The 20,225-nt window shown below is 40.2% G+C and carries 16 protein-coding genes and 1 pseudogene; 7 read left to right on the forward strand and 10 right to left on the reverse strand.

Annotated features, from left to right (window positions below):
* Positions 1-181: 181 nt before the first annotated feature.
* The 7 genes from CWC14_RS16690 to lptD form a co-directional block, all read right to left on the reverse strand.
* The gene (locus tag CWC14_RS16690; RefSeq protein ID WP_138564011.1) at positions 182-2,197 is read right to left on the reverse strand and encodes a methyl-accepting chemotaxis protein; all 2,016 of its coding nucleotides are present in this window, start codon (positions 2,195-2,197) and stop codon (positions 182-184) included.
* A 319-nt stretch (positions 2,198-2,516) separates the two neighbouring features.
* A complete protein-coding gene (locus CWC14_RS16695; RefSeq protein WP_138564013.1) occupies positions 2,517-3,335 on the reverse strand; it encodes a symmetrical bis(5'-nucleosyl)-tetraphosphatase in 819 nt (272 codons plus the stop codon).
* Positions 3,336-3,350: 15 nt separating this feature from the next.
* The gene (apaG, locus tag CWC14_RS16700) at positions 3,351-3,740 is read right to left on the reverse strand and encodes a Co2+/Mg2+ efflux facilitator ApaG/CorD (RefSeq protein ID WP_008113223.1); all 390 of its coding nucleotides are present in this window, start codon (positions 3,738-3,740) and stop codon (positions 3,351-3,353) included.
* Positions 3,724-4,530, reverse strand: a complete 807-nt coding sequence (gene rsmA, locus CWC14_RS16705) for a 16S rRNA (adenine(1518)-N(6)/adenine(1519)-N(6))-dimethyltransferase RsmA (RefSeq protein ID WP_008113221.1) — start codon at positions 4,528-4,530, stop codon at positions 3,724-3,726. The genes apaG and rsmA overlap by 17 nt, the downstream gene beginning before the upstream one ends.
* The gene (pdxA, locus tag CWC14_RS16710; protein WP_076921929.1) at positions 4,527-5,519 is read right to left on the reverse strand and encodes a 4-hydroxythreonine-4-phosphate dehydrogenase PdxA; all 993 of its coding nucleotides are present in this window, start codon (positions 5,517-5,519) and stop codon (positions 4,527-4,529) included. Before pdxA ends, rsmA begins: the two co-directional genes overlap by 4 nt.
* A 2-nt stretch (positions 5,520-5,521) precedes the next feature.
* On the reverse strand, positions 5,522-6,817 hold the full coding sequence (surA, locus tag CWC14_RS16715; protein WP_138564015.1) for a peptidylprolyl isomerase SurA: 1,296 nt from the start codon (positions 6,815-6,817) through the stop codon (positions 5,522-5,524).
* Between the two features lie 96 nt (positions 6,818-6,913).
* Positions 6,914-9,160 carry an LPS assembly protein LptD gene (gene lptD / locus CWC14_RS16720; RefSeq protein WP_138564017.1) on the reverse strand — a complete coding sequence of 749 codons (2,247 nt, stop codon included), beginning with the start codon at positions 9,158-9,160 and terminating at the stop codon, positions 6,914-6,916.
* 94 nt (positions 9,161-9,254) lie between these two features.
* Between lptD and CWC14_RS16725 the strand changes: the two genes are divergently transcribed.
* The 3 genes from CWC14_RS16725 to djlA are packed head-to-tail and all read left to right on the forward strand — an operon-like array spanning position 9,255 to position 11,800.
* The gene (locus CWC14_RS16725) at positions 9,255-10,256 is read left to right on the forward strand and encodes an aminoglycoside phosphotransferase family protein (protein ID WP_138564019.1); all 1,002 of its coding nucleotides are present in this window, start codon (positions 9,255-9,257) and stop codon (positions 10,254-10,256) included.
* On the forward strand, positions 10,253-10,909 hold the full coding sequence (gene murU / locus CWC14_RS16730; RefSeq protein ID WP_138564021.1) for an N-acetylmuramate alpha-1-phosphate uridylyltransferase MurU: 657 nt from the start codon (positions 10,253-10,255) through the stop codon (positions 10,907-10,909). Before CWC14_RS16725 ends, murU begins: the two co-directional genes overlap by 4 nt.
* A 33-nt stretch (positions 10,910-10,942) precedes the next feature.
* Positions 10,943-11,800 (forward strand): co-chaperone DjlA, encoded by an 858-nt coding sequence (gene djlA, locus CWC14_RS16735; protein ID WP_008113211.1) that lies wholly within the window; start codon positions 10,943-10,945, stop codon positions 11,798-11,800.
* On the opposite strand, the gene CWC14_RS16740 is transcribed toward djlA, so the two are convergent.
* Together CWC14_RS16740 and rluA are read right to left on the reverse strand one after the other, a co-directional pair.
* Positions 11,783-12,712: a DUF3530 family protein gene (locus tag CWC14_RS16740; RefSeq protein ID WP_138564023.1), complete on the reverse strand. Its 930-nt coding sequence runs from the start codon at positions 12,710-12,712 to the stop codon at positions 11,783-11,785. The two genes, djlA and CWC14_RS16740, sit on opposite strands and share 18 nt — an antisense overlap.
* Positions 12,713-12,805: 93 nt before the next feature.
* Positions 12,806-13,459: a bifunctional tRNA pseudouridine(32) synthase/23S rRNA pseudouridine(746) synthase RluA gene (rluA, locus tag CWC14_RS16745; protein WP_138564025.1), complete on the reverse strand. Its 654-nt coding sequence runs from the start codon at positions 13,457-13,459 to the stop codon at positions 12,806-12,808.
* Between the two features lie 136 nt (positions 13,460-13,595).
* On the opposite strand from rluA, the gene CWC14_RS16750 reads away from it, so the two are divergent.
* Together CWC14_RS16750 and CWC14_RS16755 are read left to right on the forward strand one after the other, a co-directional pair.
* Positions 13,596-13,823, forward strand: coding sequence for a ribbon-helix-helix domain-containing protein (locus tag CWC14_RS16750; RefSeq protein ID WP_033103989.1), 228 nt, complete (start codon positions 13,596-13,598; stop codon positions 13,821-13,823).
* Positions 13,823-14,110: a type II toxin-antitoxin system RelE/ParE family toxin gene (locus tag CWC14_RS16755; protein ID WP_138564027.1), complete on the forward strand. Its 288-nt coding sequence runs from the start codon at positions 13,823-13,825 to the stop codon at positions 14,108-14,110. Before CWC14_RS16750 ends, CWC14_RS16755 begins: the two co-directional genes overlap by 1 nt.
* 187 nt (positions 14,111-14,297) lie before the next feature.
* Here the strand turns inward: CWC14_RS16755 and rapA are convergent, their stop codons facing one another.
* Entirely contained in the window at positions 14,298-17,192 is a 2,895-nt protein-coding gene (rapA, locus tag CWC14_RS16760) for an RNA polymerase-associated protein RapA (RefSeq protein WP_138564029.1), read from the reverse strand.
* A gap of 299 nt (positions 17,193-17,491) precedes the next feature.
* On the opposite strand from rapA, the pseudogene CWC14_RS16765 reads away from it, so the two are divergent.
* A pseudogene (locus CWC14_RS16765) lies at positions 17,492-18,349 on the forward strand (PIN domain-containing protein); the annotation flags it as partial.
* Between the two features lie 258 nt (positions 18,350-18,607).
* A complete protein-coding gene (locus CWC14_RS16770) occupies positions 18,608-19,990 on the forward strand; it encodes a PhoH family protein (protein ID WP_138564033.1) in 1,383 nt (460 codons plus the stop codon).
* The last annotated feature ends 235 nt before the right edge of the window (positions 19,991-20,225 follow it).

The following is a 20,225-nucleotide window of genomic DNA, read 5'->3' on the forward strand; positions in this document are numbered from 1 at the left end:
TCCGAAGCTCAGGTTAAATAGTATGAGTGTTAAATGACTTTACGGGCTAAGTTGTTTGGTGTTGTTGATTTAGAGTGCGGATGAGCTGTTTAAGTATGCCTGAAGAGGAATAAGGGGGCTTTACGCTGACTTACTAGGGTATGAGCTGTAAGTAGCTCTAAGGCTACTTACAGCGCGATATTTATACTTTAAAGTTCTCTACTGATATTCTTAGTTCTTCGGCTAATTTAGCCACTTCTGAACTTGAAATATTCGTTTGTACAGCGCCTTCTGCTGTTTGCTCGGCAATAGCAACAATAGACTCTAAGTGCTCACTGATCTCTTGTGATACTTGTTGTTGCTCTTGTGCTGCTGTTGATATCTCTTCACTGACATTATGCGCTTGTGATACTGCAAGGGTAATTGAATCCAGTGCACTGTTGGCTAAGTCACTTTGCTCAACACATGAAACCGCGCGTTCTTTACCTTTTTCCATAGCTTTAACCGCTTCTTCAGCGCCCGACTGTAGTGACTCAATCATAGATTGAATTTCTTGGGTCGACTCTTGTGTTTTACTTGCAAGTGATCTTACTTCATCAGCTACCACAGCAAAGCCTCTGCCGTACTCTCCGGCACGAGCGGCTTCAATCGCTGCATTAAGTGCGAGTAAGTTAGTTTGCTCGGCAATACCGCGAATAACATCTAAAATACTACCAATTGATGCGCTATCTTTGTGTAGTTTATTGATAACACTTGATGCTTCGTCTACCTCGTAGGCGAGTTGCTCAATGGTTGCTTTATTTTGATTTGAAATACCTTTAACGCGCTCCGCTTCTTTATCGGCATTTTTAATTTCGCTCAGTGCTTGTTGTGCACTATTACTCACTGTTTGTGATGTGCTGCTCATTTCAGTGGTTGCGGTTGCTGCTTGCTCTACTTGCGCTTGCTGATTACTGATTGCTTTGCTTGATTCACCGGTAATTGTTGAGGTTTGCTCAGAAGCGGCTGCAAGTTGTGTTGAACGTGAAATAATACCGGTGATTAAGCTACGTAAACTATCAATTAAGGTATTACAACTTTTCGATAATTCACCAAATTCATCTTTTGCGCTGTCATCTAAGCGTTGAGTCATATCACCACTGGCAACAATATCTAGAATACGATTTACTTCCGCTAATGGCTTAGTAATACGGTTAACCGTAATGATGGCTACAAGCACAGCGATAATAGTCGCAATGATCATACCTATCCATGTCCATAAATTAGCTGAGTTTACGTCACTACGTACGCCTTCTTGTAATGTAAATGCAACGCCACTGGCTTGTAATACTAATTCGTCAATTTGACTAAGCGCTGTTTTAGTCGCTTTTTCAGACTCTGCTAATTCACGCTCGGTTGTGCTTATTGCGTCAATAAGGCGTTTTTTATTCGCTGAAAGGCTATCGTTACCTAAAATATTGCTCTCTAGGGTATCTACATAACCCTTTAAGTCATTATACAAGCTGCTGTGGCTTTGCTCTATCGCCGGCTTTATTAATGAAACGGTACGAACGACTTCTTCAAAGTAATACACTTGCTCGTTTTTGATAATATCGAGCGTGTTAAGCGTTTTAACGGTTAGCATGTCGGTGCTGCTGGTAACCACGGACATAAAGTTATTTTCTAGATTATTAGCTGCTTGATAAGCGCGCGGGTAATTATCCTCTAAACCATCAATATCAATAATATCAAGTACTATAGAGTTGGCATCTTCTGCCGCGAGCTCAACGGTTTCTAGTTGCGCTTTGAGCTTTTTGTTAAGCACTAGCTGGGCGTTTTTATCTTTAAGCAGGCTGTTTATGATATTTGAAAAGCTCAGGTAGGTTTTTTCAACTTCAAGGCTGCTTTTGTTTAACTGTGGATCGTCTTTAACAACTTGTTGTAGTTCGCGGTGCAATTTATTAAATATTTGTTTTTGCTCTTCTATTTGCGCTTTTAACGTGGCGAGTTTTTGAGCCGATGTTATATGGAAACTAGCTTGAGCGGCTTTACTCATCAAAATAAATTCAGCTTGTAACTGAGCGCTCTTGTTTAATGCAGGAAGCGATAGCTGATTAACTTTTTGAGTTGAACGATCTATATTTGCTATTTTTATTAAAGAGTTACCGCCAATAATTAAAAGTAATAAAGTGATAAATATAAAACCACCCCAAATACGTTGACTCACTGTTAGATTCATATGGTTTTCCATTCAAAAATACGTCTATTAAAACTTATCGGCGCTTTCAATAATAAGTTAAGTAATTAAAAATAATTAATTTTTACTGTTAATAGTTAGTTGCTAAATTTACCGCGAAACTTAATTACAAACCAAGCATGCATAATACAAGTCTTCGATTAGGGGTAAAAAATAATGTAAGGCGTTAACACTTGTTTATTGCCTATGTTTAACTCAATTAAGAGTATTACTATTTTTTTACACAATATTGTGAATGTTTTGTAATTATGCAATTTAACATCCACTTTTAAACTTAACAGATGTATTAACTTTTTTCAGTTTATTTAGACAAAAGTTGTGATTTTTCTGAAAATTTTTGCTTACTTTGTAGTTCTATTAGTGTCATTGAGCCACCCCATACGCAACCCGTGTCTAGAGCATAAAGGTGGTTGTAGGGCGTTTTGCCTTCAAGTGCTGCCCAGTGTCCAAAGATTAGGTCATGTTGAGCGTTCATAATGGCAGGATGAGAAAACCAAGGAATTAGTGATGATGAATTTGTTGTTGCTTCTTTTGCATTAAAATCGAGCAAATTATCAGGCGTAATAAAGCGCATGCGAGTGAAATAATTAACGATGTAACGAAATTTAGCAGCATCATCAAGTTGCTCAGTCCATTTTAGCGGGTGAGGCTGATACATGTTTTTAAAATAGAACTCGGCATTGTTTTGACTGTAACACTGTTGAGCAAATTGAGCGTGTTCAATAGCATGTACGCATGACCAATCAGGGTTAAGTCCTGCATGAGAGATAAAACAATCATACTGCTCTAAATAAAGAGCTAAAGGCTGAGTTTGTAAAAACGCGATGTAGTGGGGCAGTTTACTACTGTTAAACAGTGCAGTGAGTTTGTCTTTAGGGTTGGGTGTAACATTATTTAAATAACAGGCAATCATGTGTAAGTCATGATTGCCTAATGTGACGCTAACACTGTCTTGATGTTGATAAATATAATCAAGGCACGCTTTCGAGTTTGGACCGCGAGCGACAATATCACCCACTAAATATAAGTGATCTTTACTAGGGTTAAAGTCGACTTGCTTTAACAATAAACTAAATTCGTCAAAGCAGCCTTGTAAATCACCTATTGCGTAGTCGGCCATTGTTACCTGTTTTTGTCAGTGTAAGATATTAGGACAGGCTAAGCGGAATACGTTTATGGGGGCTTTAAATTCAGCACCAAACTCGTTACGTAAAGTGTAATGTCCCTGCATGGTGCCTACCGGTGTATCTATTATTGCACCACTGGTATATTTGTAGCTTTCACCTGGAGCTATATCTGGGGTTTCACCCACCACACCTTCGCCTTGCACTTCTACTTCTTTGCCATTGGCATCAGTAATCAGCCAATAACGGCTAAGTAACTTTGCACTGCATAAACTGTGGTTTTTTATAGTAACGGAGTAGGCGAACACAAACTTATCTAGTTCGGGTTGCGATTGCTCTTCCACATAAAACGTTTCAACAGATACCTTTACAGGTGATCCTATATTACTGCTTGTTGTCATAAATCCAGTTAGCTATATCAATAAATTGTTGTAACGACAGGCTCTCAGCACGCAAAGTAATATCAATGCCAATGCTGGTTAATTCGTCAGCGGTTAGAAGGTTGCCAAGGCTGTTACGCAACGTTTTACGGCGCTGATTAAACGCTTCTAAACAAACGGTGTTTAATATTTTAACGCTTTTAGCGGTGCGCTGCTGTGCCTTTTTAGGGATTAAGCGAATAACCGCAGAATCGACTTTAGGTGCCGGTTTAAAGCACTCAGGCGGTACTTCTACCACAGGCATCGCATGACAATAATACTGAGTCATCACACTCAAGCGACCAAAGGTTTTACTACCAGGGCCTGCTACCATGCGCTTTACCACTTCTTTTTGCAGCATAAAGTGCATGTGCTCAATATGATCGGCAAATTCAAACAGGTGAAACAACAAAGGCGTTGAAATATTGTACGGCAGGTTGCCGAATACTTTTAGCTTTTTGTCATCTTTAACCAAGCTTGCAAAATCAAACTTCATTGCATCGCCTTGGTTTACGGTTAATTTTGGCCCTAAAAATGGGTGTTCAATTAAACGCTGGGCTAAATCTTTATCTAGCTCAACAACCGTTAAATGGCCACTTAAATCTGCAACAGGCTCGGTAATAGCGCCTAGACCTGGGCCAATTTCTACTAAATTATCTTGCGGTTTAGGATCGATAGCGGTGACGATTTTGTCGATGATTGACTCATCGAATAAAAAGTTTTGGCCAAAACGTTTACGGGCGCGGTGTCCTAAGTGTACTTTATCGGTCATTGATTCTGTGCTTTTTCATGGGCGAGCTTAATTGCTTCGCGGATCGCTAATTCAAAACTGCCAACATCAGCATCGCCTGTACCGGCTAAATCAAGCGCAGTACCGTGATCGACTGAGGTGCGAATAAATGGAAGGCCGAGAGTTATATTCACTGACTTACCAAATCCTTTGTATTTTAGCACAGGTAATCCCTGATCGTGATACATAGCCAGCACTGCATCGGCTTCATTTAGGTATTTATCTTGAAATAACGTATCGGCTGGTAAAGGACCGATTAAGTTCATCCCTTCAGCTCTTAATATGTCAAGCGTAGGCGTAATCGTGTCGATTTCTTCGCGGCCTAAATGACCATCTTCACCGGCATGTGGGTTTAAGCCACAGACTAAAATACGTGGTTGCTCAATGCCAAATTTAGTTTTCAAGTCATGATTAAGAATATTAGCCACTTTAACTAGTCGCTCTTGCGTAATAGCACGAGAGACATACGCAAGCGGAATATGTGTAGTTACTAGGGCAACACGCAGACCTTCGGTGGCTAATAACATAACCACATCGGCTGTACCTGATTGCTGAGCAAAGTACTCAGTATGGCCACTAAAAGAAATGCCGGCTTGGTTAATAATACCTTTATGAACAGGCCCCGTAACAACGGCATCAAATGTGCCATCCATATTCTTTTCGCTGGCAATACGCAGTGTGTCTAATACGTATTGACCGTTTGCGTCATTTAGCACGCCAAGCTCAACGGACTCTGCTAAATCAATTTGCTTAATATATAAGCTGCCTGCTGCTGTTGGCGTTGCTTTGGCTTGTTCATCAAATTCAATTAATTTAATGTTTAAACCTAAATGCTTAGCGCGCTGTTTTAGTAGCGATGCATCTGCAATCGCTACTAGTTGCGCATCCCAGCTATGCTGTGCCAGTTTTAATAGCAAGTCTGGGCCAATGCCTGCAGGCTCACCTGGGGTTACCGCAATTCTTAAGGTCATAATTATTCGTCTATTGGGAAAATTTCAACATGGGCTTGTTCGCGCATTTCTTGCTGCCAGTTAAAGCTTTCCTCTTTAAATTTACGATTAAACAACATGCCATGTGCACGATTACGTTTAGCTTGCTCGGTCTTATCTGCAACACGTTTTTCTAGTAACTGCACAATGTGCCAGCCAAACTGACTTCTAAATGGTTCGCTGATTTCGTTTTTATCAAGTGATAGTAACGTATCTCTAAACGCAGGCACGTAGGTGGTTGGATCAGTCCAATCGTATTGACCACCTTTAAGTGCTGAACCTGGGTCTTGTGAGTACTCTTTAGCAAGTTCTGCAAAGTCAGCATCGCCGGCGCGTAAATCTTTAACAAAGCCTGCTAACATAGTGCGTGCTTTTTCTTCACTTAAAATGATTGAAGGCTTAATAAGAATATGACGAGATTTAACTTCGGTGGTTTCAACTACTTGGCGGCCACGTACGTCTTGTACTTTAATGATGTGGAAACCCGCACCGGAACGAAGTGGACCAATAATCGCATCTTTCTTTTTACCTTTTACAGCTTCTGCAAATAACGATGGCATTTCGTTAATACCCATCCAGCCTAATTGGCCGCCCTCAAGGGCCTTTGAGCCACTTGATGATGAAATGGCAATACGCTTAAATTCTTGGCCATCTTGTAGCAGTTCAATAACTTTGTCTGCGCGTGTTTTTGCTGAGCTTACGTCGTCTGCACTTGCACCACTTGGAATATCGATAAGAATATGACCAATATCATATTCTTCGGCATTTTGGCCTTGGCTATCCATAATTTTTAGTAAGTTATCAATTTCTTGGTCGCTTACATATATACGGCGGTCTACGTTTGCACGCGTAACTTGTTGCGTGGTTATCTCTTTACGAATTTCTTCGCGGTAAGCTTGAAAGCTCTCACCCGACGCTTCAATAGTACGACGCAAATCAGCAATTGTACCGCCTTGCTCTTTGGCCATGTTGGCAAGGGTTTGGTCAAGCTGGCTATCTGAAATTTCTAAGCCCATACGCTCAGCCATCTGCATCATCAAGGTTTGATTTACTAAGCGTTCAATCGCCTGAACACGCAGTGTTTCGTCTTTTGGCAGCTGTTGGTTTTGTTCTTCTGCTTGTTTTTTTACGCGATCAACAATGGTGTCTACTTCACTTTTTAAAATAACGCCTTGGTTTACAATACCAATTACTTTATCTATTTCGACAGGGGCGGCAAATGCACTTTGGCATAAGCTGAACGTTAAAACTGCTGATGTTAATAATTTTTTTAAATTCATATTCTTTTTACTACTCTTACTAATAGTACTGTTGTAATGCTAAATACGGCTAAATTGATATAGTTATTTGTAAATTTTTACTATAAATAAAGCAGTTTAGTCATTAAGAAAATACGGCCTACGATAACCAAAAATACCTTGTTGTAATAATTTTTGAGCATCGTAACGGCTTTTACTACCAAGCCCTTTTAATACAAAATTCAAACGAATGCTCGAATCAAAAGTGGCTTGGGGTTGCCCAATTGACTGATTTAAATCAGTTTCAATTTGGCGATGGCCAGTAATTTGGAACGCCCAACAGCACGATTCATACTGTAATCCACTCAATACTTCAATACTGCGGTTATTATCAAGATCGCGATGGTAACTTGCAATAAATTGCCACTCGTCACTGATAGGGATGCTTGTAAATAAGCCCGCTTGCTCGATTGTATTTCCTGAGACATCATTTGCATAGCGATGGTTCAATTGAACCAGCTGATTATCGTCACCTTTATAGTCTAAGGTTAAATTTGACTGGATAATTTGCTTGCCATCCGTGTCGTACTGAATACCACCCGATAAATACCAGCGGCGGTGCCAATGTAACATGGTTTGCGCTGCAAACAAGGCATTGTAGTTACTACCGCTATTAAGTCCTTGCTCTGTAGGCTTGGCTGAATCACTTAAATAAAATATTTGGCCTGCGCTGAAGTTAAATACTTCTTCATTTTTCTTATCAAATAAACGCGTTGTAGCCCCTAATGTAAATTGATTAGCTGCGGCAATTCGGTCAACACTTGAAAAACGCGCATCCCTGAATAAACCAAAAAAGTCATCTTGTAACTTGGTGGTATCGTATAAGCCAATGTCAGACTGATCTTTATTAGGCGTATATAAATACTGAATTTGTGGCTCTAGAGTTTGAATACCATCGTCAATAAAAATTGAGGTGTCGCGCTCAAAGTTAAGCTGAGAATATAAGCGCACTTTAGGCAAAGTACGCGAAACATTATCGCTATACTGTGTACCCTGTAAATCACCGTCTTGTTTATAGTTAGTTTGCAATAAGCTCACTTCAGATAAAAATGACCAGGCATACTCTTTGTAATCAAAGCGTGCTTTAGGTTCTATGTGCACGCGAGTAGCTTGGTCAATTACCGCAGAGCTGTTAGTAAAATGGCTCAGCTCGCCTGAAACACTAAAATCGAAATAATCAATTTTCCAAGGGGTGGTTTGGGTAAAGCTAATTTGTGGTAACGCCGTGTATGATTCTAAGTGGTCACCGAGTACTTCAAAGTTTTGCATCTTTATATCAGTACGCCACATTTCGCCCATATGGGTTAGCGAGCCGGTACGATAAAGCTGCGTATCGGTTTTACTTGCATAGGTTGAGTTTAAATCAGTGAGGTAGTTATCATCACTAACATTGGTAATATCAATACTGGCTCGCCAGTCTTCACCAATATAACTTTTTTGTTGCCAATGAAACAAAAAACGCTCGTTAAGCTCAGGCTCTGAGTCATCTTTATTTAAATATTCTACAGCCACTAAACCTTGGTGCTCTGGGGTTAAATATCTAAATTCAGTTTGTAATTGTAGCCCCTTACGTGACATATAACGCGGGGTAATAGTGGCATCATAATTAGGGGCAATATTCCAATAATAAGGCGTAATCGTTTCTAATCCATAGCGATCTGAACTTGAAAAGCTGGGCGTTAATAAGCCTGACTTACGGCGCTCATCGAGTGGGAAAGTAAAATAAGGTAAATAGAGTACCGGCGTATCTAAAATACGTAGCACGGCATTGTAGGTTTCGCCCCAGCCTTCTTCACGTGATAAGTTTATTTCATCGGCTTCAATAGCCCACACAGGCGTATTACCTGGGCACGCAGTAAAGCTTGCATTCATCAGCATTAAGCCAGACTTATCGACGGTGAGCTTTTCCGCGCCGCCTTTGCCTTGTTGTTGTGTTAGGCTATATTGTGCGCCTAATAAACTAAATGCTGAGTTATTTAAATCGGCATTTAAGCCCGAACTTTGTACGTGGCTTACATAATCGCGATAGGTAATTGGGCCAGTGGCATTAAGCAGGCCACGTTGTTTATCAATCAGTGCTGATTGTGCGGACAAACTCATGTTAACGGTGTTAATATCAACATTGCCAGTAAATTCAGCGCTTTGCGTTCCTAAAAGCTCAACGTCATCAGCGCTGATATCAACCGTTCCAAGCTCAAGGCCAGCAAGCGGTTGCCAAGCTCTGGTTTGCATTGAAGTGCCACAAAAATTGTGTGTCAGTTCAGTTTCGGCAAGCGATGGTGCGCTCAGTACGCTTAGCATCAAAATGCCCCAGGTTTTGCTCATTTATCGACCTTTATGCTCTGTGATTAGTTACAAGCTATACATAATAAAGGAAAACAATGGCAAAGTAATTAGTGAAAAATAGATAGCTTATAAAATGACACGCTTTGAGAGTTTACAACAGTTTATTAATACTCACTTTAGTGAGCAATCCTATGCGCTTAATGCAATAACTGCAGATGCCAGTTTTCGCCGTTATTATAGGTTAAACGCTGAAAATAAAAACTTTATTGTGATGGACTCCGATCCAAAAAAAGTTAACAACGTCCCTTATATTGCATTAAACAAGGTGTTTTCTGAGCAGGGGTTTTTATTGCCATCCATTATTCATAGTGACGAGCAGCAAGGTTTTTTTATTCTAAGTGATTTAGGTAGCACCCATTTAGCTGACTTGCTTGATGATGCCAATCGCAGCGAGTATTACCAGCAACTGATCAGTTTAAGTGCCAAGTGGGCAAAAACTCCAGCCGCGCCGTCAATGAATCCGTATGACCGTGACTTTATTGCATTAGAGTTGGATATTTTTAAAAATTGGCTGGTTAATGATTTTATTAGCGCAGAGCTCAGTGCTGAGCAGCAACAGACTTGGCAAACAAGCACAGCGCTGCTAATAAATACACTGCTTGAGCAACCCACAGTCACAATGCACCGCGATTATCACAGTCGTAATATTATGCGCTGCGAGCAGCAATGGGCGATTATTGATTATCAAGACGCGGTACAAGGTCCGTTATGTTATGACTTAGTCTCACTTTTAAGAGACTGCTACTTTAAATTGCCTAAAGACGAGCTGAATCATTTACTTGAGTTTGGTTACGACGAATTTAAACGCCAAGGTTTAATAGCTAACGAGTCATTTGCAGAATTTAAATATTGGTTTGATTTAACGGGTTTACAACGCCATTTAAAAGCGGCGGGTATTTTTTGTCGTTTATATTTGCGTGATGGTAAACAAGGTTACTTAGCAAACATACTCCCTACACTTGAATACGTAATAGAGGTGGCGGCACAATACCCTGAGCTTAGCGACTTATCGGCTTTGATAAAAACTAGCGTGGTGCCAAAGGTGCAACAGCGGTTAAAAGAGGAACAACCATGAAGGCGATGATATTAGCCGCTGGGCGCGGTAAACGTATGATGCCGCTCACCGCAGAGTTACCTAAGCCTATGTTATGTGTAGCGGGAAAACCACTGATTGAGCATCATATTATGCGCCTAAAGGCTGCAGGTATTACTCAAATAATAATTAACCTTGCGTGGCAAGGAGATAAAATAAAAACCTATTTTGCTGATGGGCGCGCGTGGGGCGTGACTATAACCTATAGCCAAGAAGTGACGGGCGGGCTTGAAACCGCAGGCGGTATTATTCAAGCACTTCCCTTATTAGGGGAGTCATTTATTGTGATTAATGGCGATGTTTACAGCGACTATGATGTCAGTGCATTAATGCAGCTACATTTACAGCCTAAAGAGGCGCACATTGTATTGGTTGAAAACCCTGCGCATAATCCTGATGGCGATTTTACACTGAGCCACTTACCGACAAGTAGCCTGCGGTATACCTTTTCAGGGATAGGGCGCTATCAAGCTGACTTTTTTGAGGGGCTAGCCCCAGGCATTCGGCCATTAGGCCCTTTGCTACGTGAAAAATTAAATGAACATTTAGTCTCCACTGAACTCTATATTGGCCAATGGGACGATGTAGGCACACCAGAGCGTTTATCGGCTCTTAACCAACAACTAGCACCATAAGCTAAATATAAAACATTAGAGGTAAGTTTTAAAATGTGGGGAAAAATTCTCGGTTTCTGTTTTGGTTTTATGTTTGGCAAAATATTTGGTGCCATTTTAGGCTTATACCTAGGCCATATGTTTGATAAAAGCCTAAAAAAAGACTTTGATAAAGCTGGCGGCTTTTCTAACCTTTTTAAAGGCGATGATGTTAACGAACGCCAAGCGTTGTTTTTTTCGAGTTGCTTTGCGGTAATGGGACATATTGCCAAGTCGAATGGCCGTGTTAGCGAAACCCACATTAAAGCAGCGACGCTGTTTATGGATGAAATGGGCTTAAAAGGCGAAGAGCGCCGTGAAGCGCAGCAGGCGTTTCAATCGGGTAAAGACAGCGACTTTTCACTCAAAGATACGGTTTATGATTTTAAAGAACGTTTTGCTAAACGTTATGATTTACTGCAGTTATTTTTAGAAATTCAAATTCAAATGGCGTTTTCTGATGGCGTGCTTGCCGCACAAGAAAAGCAATTACTGCAAGAAGTAAGCAAGCAGTTGGGGGTATCTAAAGCACACTTTGCCTTTGTATTAAAACGTTATCAAGCAGAGTTTAACTTTAGGCAGCAACAACAGCGTTTTAAACAGCAGCAAAGTCAAAGTAGCAGCTACCGCGAAGGTTCAGGGCATCATGTACCACCAAGTAATGATATGAACCGTTCGCAGGCATTGGCCTTATTAGGGTTAAATAAAGACGCATCGCAACGTGATATTAAAGTAGCCTACCGTAAGCTCATGGCTCAGCACCACCCTGATAAACTGGTATCGCAAGGTTTACCTAAGCACATGATGGAAGTGGCAGTTAAAAAAAGCCAAGATATTCAAGCGGCATACGAGTATTTAAAAAAGGCGGCGTAAAAACCCGTCTATTTCTTTGCTTAGTCGTGCATGTTGCTGCGGCGCATCGCGTAATCCAAACAGTTGGCGCTGGCGGTAATCAAACTTTGCATTTCGATTAACCCAACGCTGACGGTTTTTAAGGTTCATTAAAATATCATTACTGTCTGTAGCAAAATAAATATCCAACAAAGCGGGGGTGACCAAGGATGTTATTTGGCTTAACTTTGCATTGCGTTTTGTATTAGGAAGGTAGCTACTTAAACTAATGAAGGCGTTTATTTTTGAGTCTGAAAATTCAGCGTAGTGCTCCAACAACACCCCAGCACTGGTGCCTTGTGCAATAACAACAATATTCTCAGACTCCATCGCAGCTTGTTGGTATAAAGCGTCGTAGCGAGCGACTAGTTTTAATTTATAGTTATCTACCACTTCAGTATTTACTTGTTCAACATAGTCGGCATGATGAGGCTGTTTTTGTGTGCTGGTGTCAGGCTTAGTATTTGCGTCGGCTGTTTCATTATTTGCGCCCACAGAATCATTTATCGTTTTTGCTGCATCATCTTGAGCTGCTTGCCAATCTACATCAGGAACTGTCATTGCATAAGAGGTATACCCGTAGTTATTCAGCTCTTTACGTAAGAAATTCATGCCTGCATTGTTTGTCGGCGTTGATTGCCAATCAGGAATGAGTATGACTACCCCTCTAAAGTCGGCACTCATATACTCACTGTATAAAGTTAAAAACTCAGTATCACCAGCTAAAATAGGCTTTACTTCATCACTTTGAGCTAGGCGAGAGATATCCGCATCAATATTTTTTGAAAAGGGAGGAGGAGCGATATACTCAGCACTCAGCGCTTGAAAACCGATTAACGTACAGCCAAGCACAAGAGTAGTAATAATGGCTTTAAACATCTGCGTAATAAACATAAATAAGCTTTTAATTTAAATCTTATTTATGTATCGGCGAAGCACTCTTAAAGTTTAGCTATTTACAGTAAATAGCTAAAAGATTAATCCGTGTTAAAACTCGCTCTCAGCTTCAAAAGTAAGTACTTGCTCCGTTACAGGGTGTTTGAGTTGCAGCATTTGTGCATGTAGCTGTAGGCGAGGAGCCGCAGCAAGTGCGTCTTTGTGAGCATATAAACGATCGCCTAAAATAGGGTGGCCTAAGCTTAGCATATGCACTCGCAGCTGGTGGGAGCGCCCTGTAATAGGAGTAAGCTCTACACGGGTTGCCTGTACTTCACGTTCAAGCACTTTAAAATGGGTAAGCGAGGGTTTGCCATTGTCGTGATCAACCATTTGCTTAGGACGGTTCGGCCAATCACAAATAAGCGGTAAATCAACTGAGCCGGTTTCACTTTCAAGTTGCCCATAAACTCGCGCAATGTAACGCTTTGCCGTTTCACGCTCTTGAAATTGCATACTTAAATGGCGGTGAGCGGCTTTGTTCATTGCCAAGCAAAGTATCCCTGAGGTAGCCATATCTAAACGGTGAACAATTTTAGCCGTAGGAAAAACACGGTTGACGCGATTAATTAAGCTATCAGCATGTTTTGGGTCTTTACCTGGTACGGTGAGTAACTCGCTAGGTTTATTTACAATAAGTAAATCATCGTCTTGAAACAGTATAGTTAAATACGGGCTCATAGGGGGATTGTAGTTAACTAACACGGCAGACCTCAGTGATTTTGAAGTGCGCTATTTTAGTGGAGCGAGCGCAAAGGCTCAAGGGAAAAGGTAAAAGTTTAATTGCGTATTTTTTAGTCTGGTGTAAAATTACACCAGACTAACGTTTTGGAAATTCATTATGGCAAGACAAAGTATTTCACTTACTGAACAAAATGATTTATGGCTACGTAATCATGTTGAGAACATCGGTGATTACGCAAATAAAAGTGAATTGGTGAATGATTTAATTCGCCGTGCAAGAAGGGCTGAAGCTATAAATAGTAAGCTTGCTAACGCAGAAAAAAGCGGTTTTAGTGCTCAATCTGCCGATGAAATGTTAGCAGAATTTAAAGCAAGCATTAAGTAGTGCGCACATTTAAACTTTCAAACGATGCCAAAGAAGACTTACGTCGTATTTATCAATATGGTTGCAAAGCATTTTCACAACAGCAAGCAGATATTTACTTTTACAGTTTCTTTTCTATGTTTGAAAAGCTAGCTGCAAATCCTTATTCCTATCAATCAGTTGAACATATTCGTACAGGCTATCGGCGTGCAGTTTGTGGCTCAGACAGTATTTATTACAGAATTTCAGCAACGGATGTTGAAATAATGGCTATTTTAGGCGGTCAAGATACTGATGAGTGGCTGTAATTAAATAAGTACTAATGAGTAATTGATAAAATTAAATACTATAAGCTTAGTATTTGAAATTTAGATGTACCTTATTGATATAAAAATAAAAGCGCGATATAAATATCGCGCTTTTTTCAATGCACACGCTAGTTGATCTTTAACTAACGACTTACAGCTTATAGCTTATAGCTAACAGCTAGATTCTCTAGTGCGAAACCACAATCAAACGAATCGCATCGAGTTTTAACTGCGCTTTTTCAATATGTGCGGTTAGCTCATTGCGTTGTTTGTCGTAAAAAGTAATTTCCTCTTGGCGAATATTTGGATTAATTTGCTTCAGTGCAATTAATCGCTGTTGTTCTTCGCTTAACGATGTTTGCATTTTTGCTAATGACTCGGCACGGATAACATCCAGCTTTTGTTGCGCCATGTCTTTTGCGGTATTGATCATTGGATGAACCGCACTTTGCAATGCACCAGCTAATTTACTCGCCGTTTGACGACCTACCGCAGATAGTTGCTGATTAAAGCCATCAAAACCAACATTTTCACCTAAGTTATTACTGCTCTTATCGAGTAAAATACGAATTGGCGTAGGGGGTAAAAAGCGACCCACTTGCAGTACTTTTGGTGCCATGGCTTCGGCAACAAATATTAGCTCAACAAAAAAGGTGCCTGGTGGTAACTTTTTGTTTTTAAGTAACGCCACCGATGAACTACCAAAATCATCATCACAAATCATATCCATAGTGCCTTGCACCATAGGGTGATCCCAACTAATAAAGTGCACATCTTCCTGAGAAAGCGCGGTATCACGGTCAAAGGTTACTGTCATACCATCGTCTTTTAGCGATGGGAACGAAGCGTTTAACATGTGCTCAGTGGGCTTTAAAATAATGGTGTTTTCACCTTTATCTTCTTGGCTTACACCAAAGGTGTCGAACACGTTGATCATGTAGCTTGGCAGTTCAAACTGGTTATCGAGCTTTTCAATGTCAGCTACAAGTGAGTCAGCAGCACCTTGTCCCGATGAATGTAGCTCTAGTAAGCGATCTCGACCACTTTCCATTTGCTTACGTAATATTGCATTCTTTTGTGCTACTTGCTCAAGGAGTGGATCTAGCTCATCTTCATCACAATTATGAGCAGCAATGTACTCAAGTAAATCTTCGCTAAACTCTTTATACAGCAACTGCCCAGTGGTTGAAGTGCTTTCAAATGCATCTAAGCCTTCGTTATACCAACGCAGTAGTACTTCTTGTGCCGTGTTTTCAAAATAAGGCACGTGAATGTTCACATCTTGTGTTTGCCCTATACGGTCTAATCGACCAATACGTTGCTCAAGTAAATCGGGGTTAAGTGGTAAATCAAATAACACTAAGTGATGTGAGAACTGGAAGTTACGACCTTCTGAACCGATTTCTGAACACAGTAATATTTGTGCGTTATCGTATTCATCGGCAAAGAATGCCGCAGCGCGGTCACGTTCAATAATCGACATACCTTCATGGAACACAGACGCTTTAATTGCTTCGCGTTCACGTAATATTTGCTCAAGGCTAATCGCTGTTTCGGCTTTAGCACAAATAAGCAGTACTTTTTCACGCTTGAGTGTTTTTAGCGTTTCAATTAACCAATCTACGCGAGGGTCAAATAATCCCCAACTTGCGCTTTCACCTTCAAATTCTTGAAATATTTTTTCAGGGAAAAGTGCACGTTGCGCACTAAGCTCGGCATTTTGAATGCCACTCATATTACCCAGTACGGTCATTGCTGTTTTGTATTGCTTAGGTAATGCCATTGGGTAGGCATGTAATTTACGGCTAGGGTAGCCATCAATGCCACTGCGGCTATTTCTAAATAATATGCGCCCAGTGCCGTGACGGTCTAAAAGCATATTTAAAATTTCTTTACGTGCTTCAAGGTCGCCTTGTTGGGCTTTTTCAAGGATATCGGTGATATCCGTTTCTTTTAATAGCTCAATCAAGGTTGCTTTAGCGTTATCATCTAATGATTGCTCTTGCAGTAGTTGGTTAGCAGCTTCGGCTACATCTTTGTAGTTTGCTTCTTCTTCTTTAAACACGTCATAGTCGTAAAAGCGATCAGGGTCGAGCAGTTGTAAGCGTGCAAAGTGGCTACGATGACCCAGTTGGTCTGGCGTTGCTGTTAATAAAATTAACCCCGGAATGTCTTGGCTCAGCTCAGCCATACGTTGGTATTCGGCACTAGGTTTATTGTTGTTAATGCTTAAATGATGCGCTTCATCGATTACTAATAAATCCCAGTCAGCTAACGTAGCTTGTTCAAACCAGCGTTTTTTCTTGGTTAAAAACTCAAGGCTAGTAAGCACCAGTTGCTCGGTATCAAATACATTGGGTGAATCAGCAAACGCTTCGTCGCAGCGTTCTTCATCAAAAATTGAAAAACGTAAATTAAAACGGCGTAGCATTTCTACTAACCATTGGTGCTGTAAGTTCTCAGGCACAACAATAAGTACACGGCTGGCACGACCGGTGATAATTTGTTGATGTAAAATCATGCCCGCTTCGATGGTTTTACCTAAGCCTACTTCATCAGACAGTAATACCCGTGGTGCAAAACGTTTACCTACTTCTTGGGCAATATAAAGCTGATGCGGAATAAGGTTAGCACGTTGGCCAATTAAACCTTTTATAGGTGACTGTTGGCGTTCAAATTGGTGCAACCAAGTTTGGTAGCGCAAAGTATACCGATCAAAACGGTCCACTTGGCCTGCAAATAAACGGTCTTGTGGTTTATTGAATTTAATAAAATGGTCTAAAAAGGTTTCTTTTAATTGTGCTTTTTCACCGTTATCAACACGTTCACCGTGATAGCACAGTAATTCGCCTTGTACTTCAATTGACTCAACTTGTAATTCCCACTCCTCAACGCTTCGGATCACATCACCAGGATTAAATGCTACGCGGGTTACCGGAGCTTCTGCAGAAGAATAAACACGGTTTTCACCACTGGCAGGAAATAAAATGCTGACCTGGCGGCCATCAATGGCAACAACGGTGCCCAATCCTAAATCTGACTCTGTGTCACTGATCCAACGCTGACCTAAGGAAAAATTCATGTATGTCTCGTCTATGAAGAAAAAGGCGGCTATGTTACCTGTTAGATAACACCACTGCAAGGCGCTATTTGCCTGACTTTTAATTAATTTTATAAGTGTGAATTATTCCTATCTATAAGCACTGATTAGTGCGCCGATTTTGTAGGAAATTCAAACTAAATGATATTTGTCATAAAACAGACTTTTATGACAAATAGACTAAACTCAAATTATACCTAAGTAATTAATCAAGTTTATTAGTAACCACTGATTAGTTTATTGGGTATAGCATAAAAATCATAAAACGTAAGGAAAGTGCTATGGGAAAAGCTTCAAATTTTGATAGTAAAATGTATGTGCTAGATACCAATGTATTACTCCACGAACCCCTCGCTTATTTGTCTTTCCAAGAACATAACGTTGTTATCCCCATGACTGTTTTAGAAGAGCTTGACCACATTAAAGATAGAAAACACGATGTGAGCCGCGATGCGCGAGTGGCCATTCGTGGACTTGATGGGGTGCTCAGCCAGGCCTCTCCCGAACAAATGTTACAAGGTGTGGCGCTGCCAAGGAATAAACAAGGCGGATCGACAGGCAGCTTAATTATTGTAAACGACCATTTATTTGCCGATTCTATTTCTGGTTTGCCGGGCAATGAAAACGACCACCGTATTATTAATTGTGCGGTGCATTTACAAAACCAGCACAGCGATAAAAAAGTCATATTAGTAACTAAAGATATTAACATGCGCTTAAAAGCCAAAGGGGCGGGGCTTAAATATGTTGAAGACTATCGTACTGATCAGTTAATTGATGATATTGCTTTATTAACTAGCGGCTATAAAAAAATAGAGGGTGATTTTTGGCAGCAGGTAGGGCAATGCGAAACACAGCAGCACGGCTGTGATACGTTTCATTATGTGGCTAAAAACTTAATTCCTGATGTGTTTTGTAATGAGTACATACTTGATGGCAGCGAGCACTTTGCTGCGCGGGTCAAATCTTATGATAACGAGCGCATTAAATTAAAAGATATTGGTGCAGAGCGATTGATGCATCAAAGTGCATGGGGAATAAAACCAAAAAATATTTACCAAGCAATGGCTCTTGATGCCTTGCTCGACACGTCTATTGAGCTTGTTATTTTAACCGGCCCAGCGGGATGTGGTAAAACAGGTATTACTGCAACCTTTTTTTCAATATTTGTGCAGACCTATCTACAAATCCTATTCTTAATGAATAAATTGAGTATTAACAACAAGTCCAAATTTAACTTTTCTAACATGTCATTAGGTGTGGTTTAAAGAAAAGAGTCATCAATTAATATACATATATAGCGGATTTAACCTGCACGAAAGCACTAATAAAAACAATAAAGCAAAGGTAAATCTTAAATGCAAATTAATAAAAATTGTTCTCAAGGGAGAGCTAATATGAAAAATTCAAATGAAAATAGAAGTCCACGTGTACTAGACACATCTGCATTAGTACATGATCCAAAATCTATTCTTAGCTACAAAGATGATATTTACATCTGTCTAACTGTCCTTGAAGAGCTTGATAACCTGAAAGAGAGAACTAATAAATCTGTAAGTGCAGATGCACGGATGTGTATAAGAATGTTGGAAGACATTATAAATGGACATACAGCCGAGGAAATGGAAGTAGGTATTCCTTTACCATCTACCGAAACAGCCCAGAGAGGAAAGCTTTTCATCGGAATTGACACTCAATTGGATATGGCTAGGGAGTTAAAGCACGGGATAGGAAGTGACGCTGATAACAGAATAATTAATTATGCTTTATATCTTCAAAAAGAACTCAATAAAGACGTAACAATTGTTAGCCGTGATATTAATATGCGGTTGAAAGCTCGAACAGTTGGCGTTAGGGCTGAGGATGTTGCCGTAGATAATCAAATATCAGATATTGATCTTTTATACACAGGGGTACAAGCCTTTGAAGGAGATCTTTTTGATCGAATTAAAACAGACAAAGACTTCAAGGTTTCAGGAGAAGTTTATACATTCCCAGTAAGCTTATTTAACGATGAAGTTCAGCCAAACATGTATTGGTACGATGAAGCTGGACACATTGGGCGAATTTCAGAAGTGACAGATACTGAGGTATACACAAAGCTATTGCCTCGTAAGCACGAAAAAGTATGGGGTATTTTGCCTAAAAACCAGAGACAGGCGGTGGCTTTAAGCCAATTAACAGACCCTTATTATGACTTAAATATCATACTTGGCCCAGCAGGCTCTGGGAAAACTTTTTTAGCCGTTGCGGCAGCGCTACATCAAGTATTAGAGTTGAAAAAATATAAGAAAATAGTAGTTGTTAGGTCTCGGGACTTCATGGACGACGATCCCGGCTTTTTACCCGGTGATTTAACCGAGAAATCAATGCCGTTATTAGCAGGTATAACAGATGCGCTTATATCAATGCATTCAGGTGATAACAATGAAGGTAATATTAGTGCAACTGTTGAGCATGTCATAGAGCGTGCCAATATAGAGTTTACCTCTATGGCTTATTTTCGAGGCAGGTCAATTGATGATGCTGTTTTAATTATTGATGAAGCACAAAATATGACCCGTGCTCAAATTAAAGGAATGCTTAGCCGCGGTGGAAAAAATTGTCGTACGATTGTACTGGGTAATCTAGCGCAAATAGATGATAAATTTGTAACAGCAGCTTCTTCTGGTGCAAGTGCGGCTGTTAATGTTTATAGGAATTATGAAAAAGGCTCGGTGCTCATATTTGATGAAGTAGAGCGCAGTAGCTTGGCTGAATTCACTGAAAAAAATATGTAGAAGTCAAAGTTCAATTCAAATCATTTAAAATATTGCCATAATAGCCACTGCTTTTAGTAGTGGTTTTTTATTTTTTAAAGAGGGCACTACTCACTATAGCGGACAAAATGGGTTTAATCTAACTCAAAAGCTAAGTGCAAATACGTTTATTAAATAAGTCACACATTTGAATTTGAGTGGGAATCATTGTTGTGAACCATCTGCTTTTTCTTATCTAACCTGAACTCTGGTTAAG

The organism is Pseudoalteromonas sp. S3260 (assembly GCF_005886925.1).
In the GTDB taxonomy this organism is placed as follows: domain Bacteria; phylum Pseudomonadota; class Gammaproteobacteria; order Enterobacterales; family Alteromonadaceae; genus Pseudoalteromonas; species Pseudoalteromonas tetraodonis.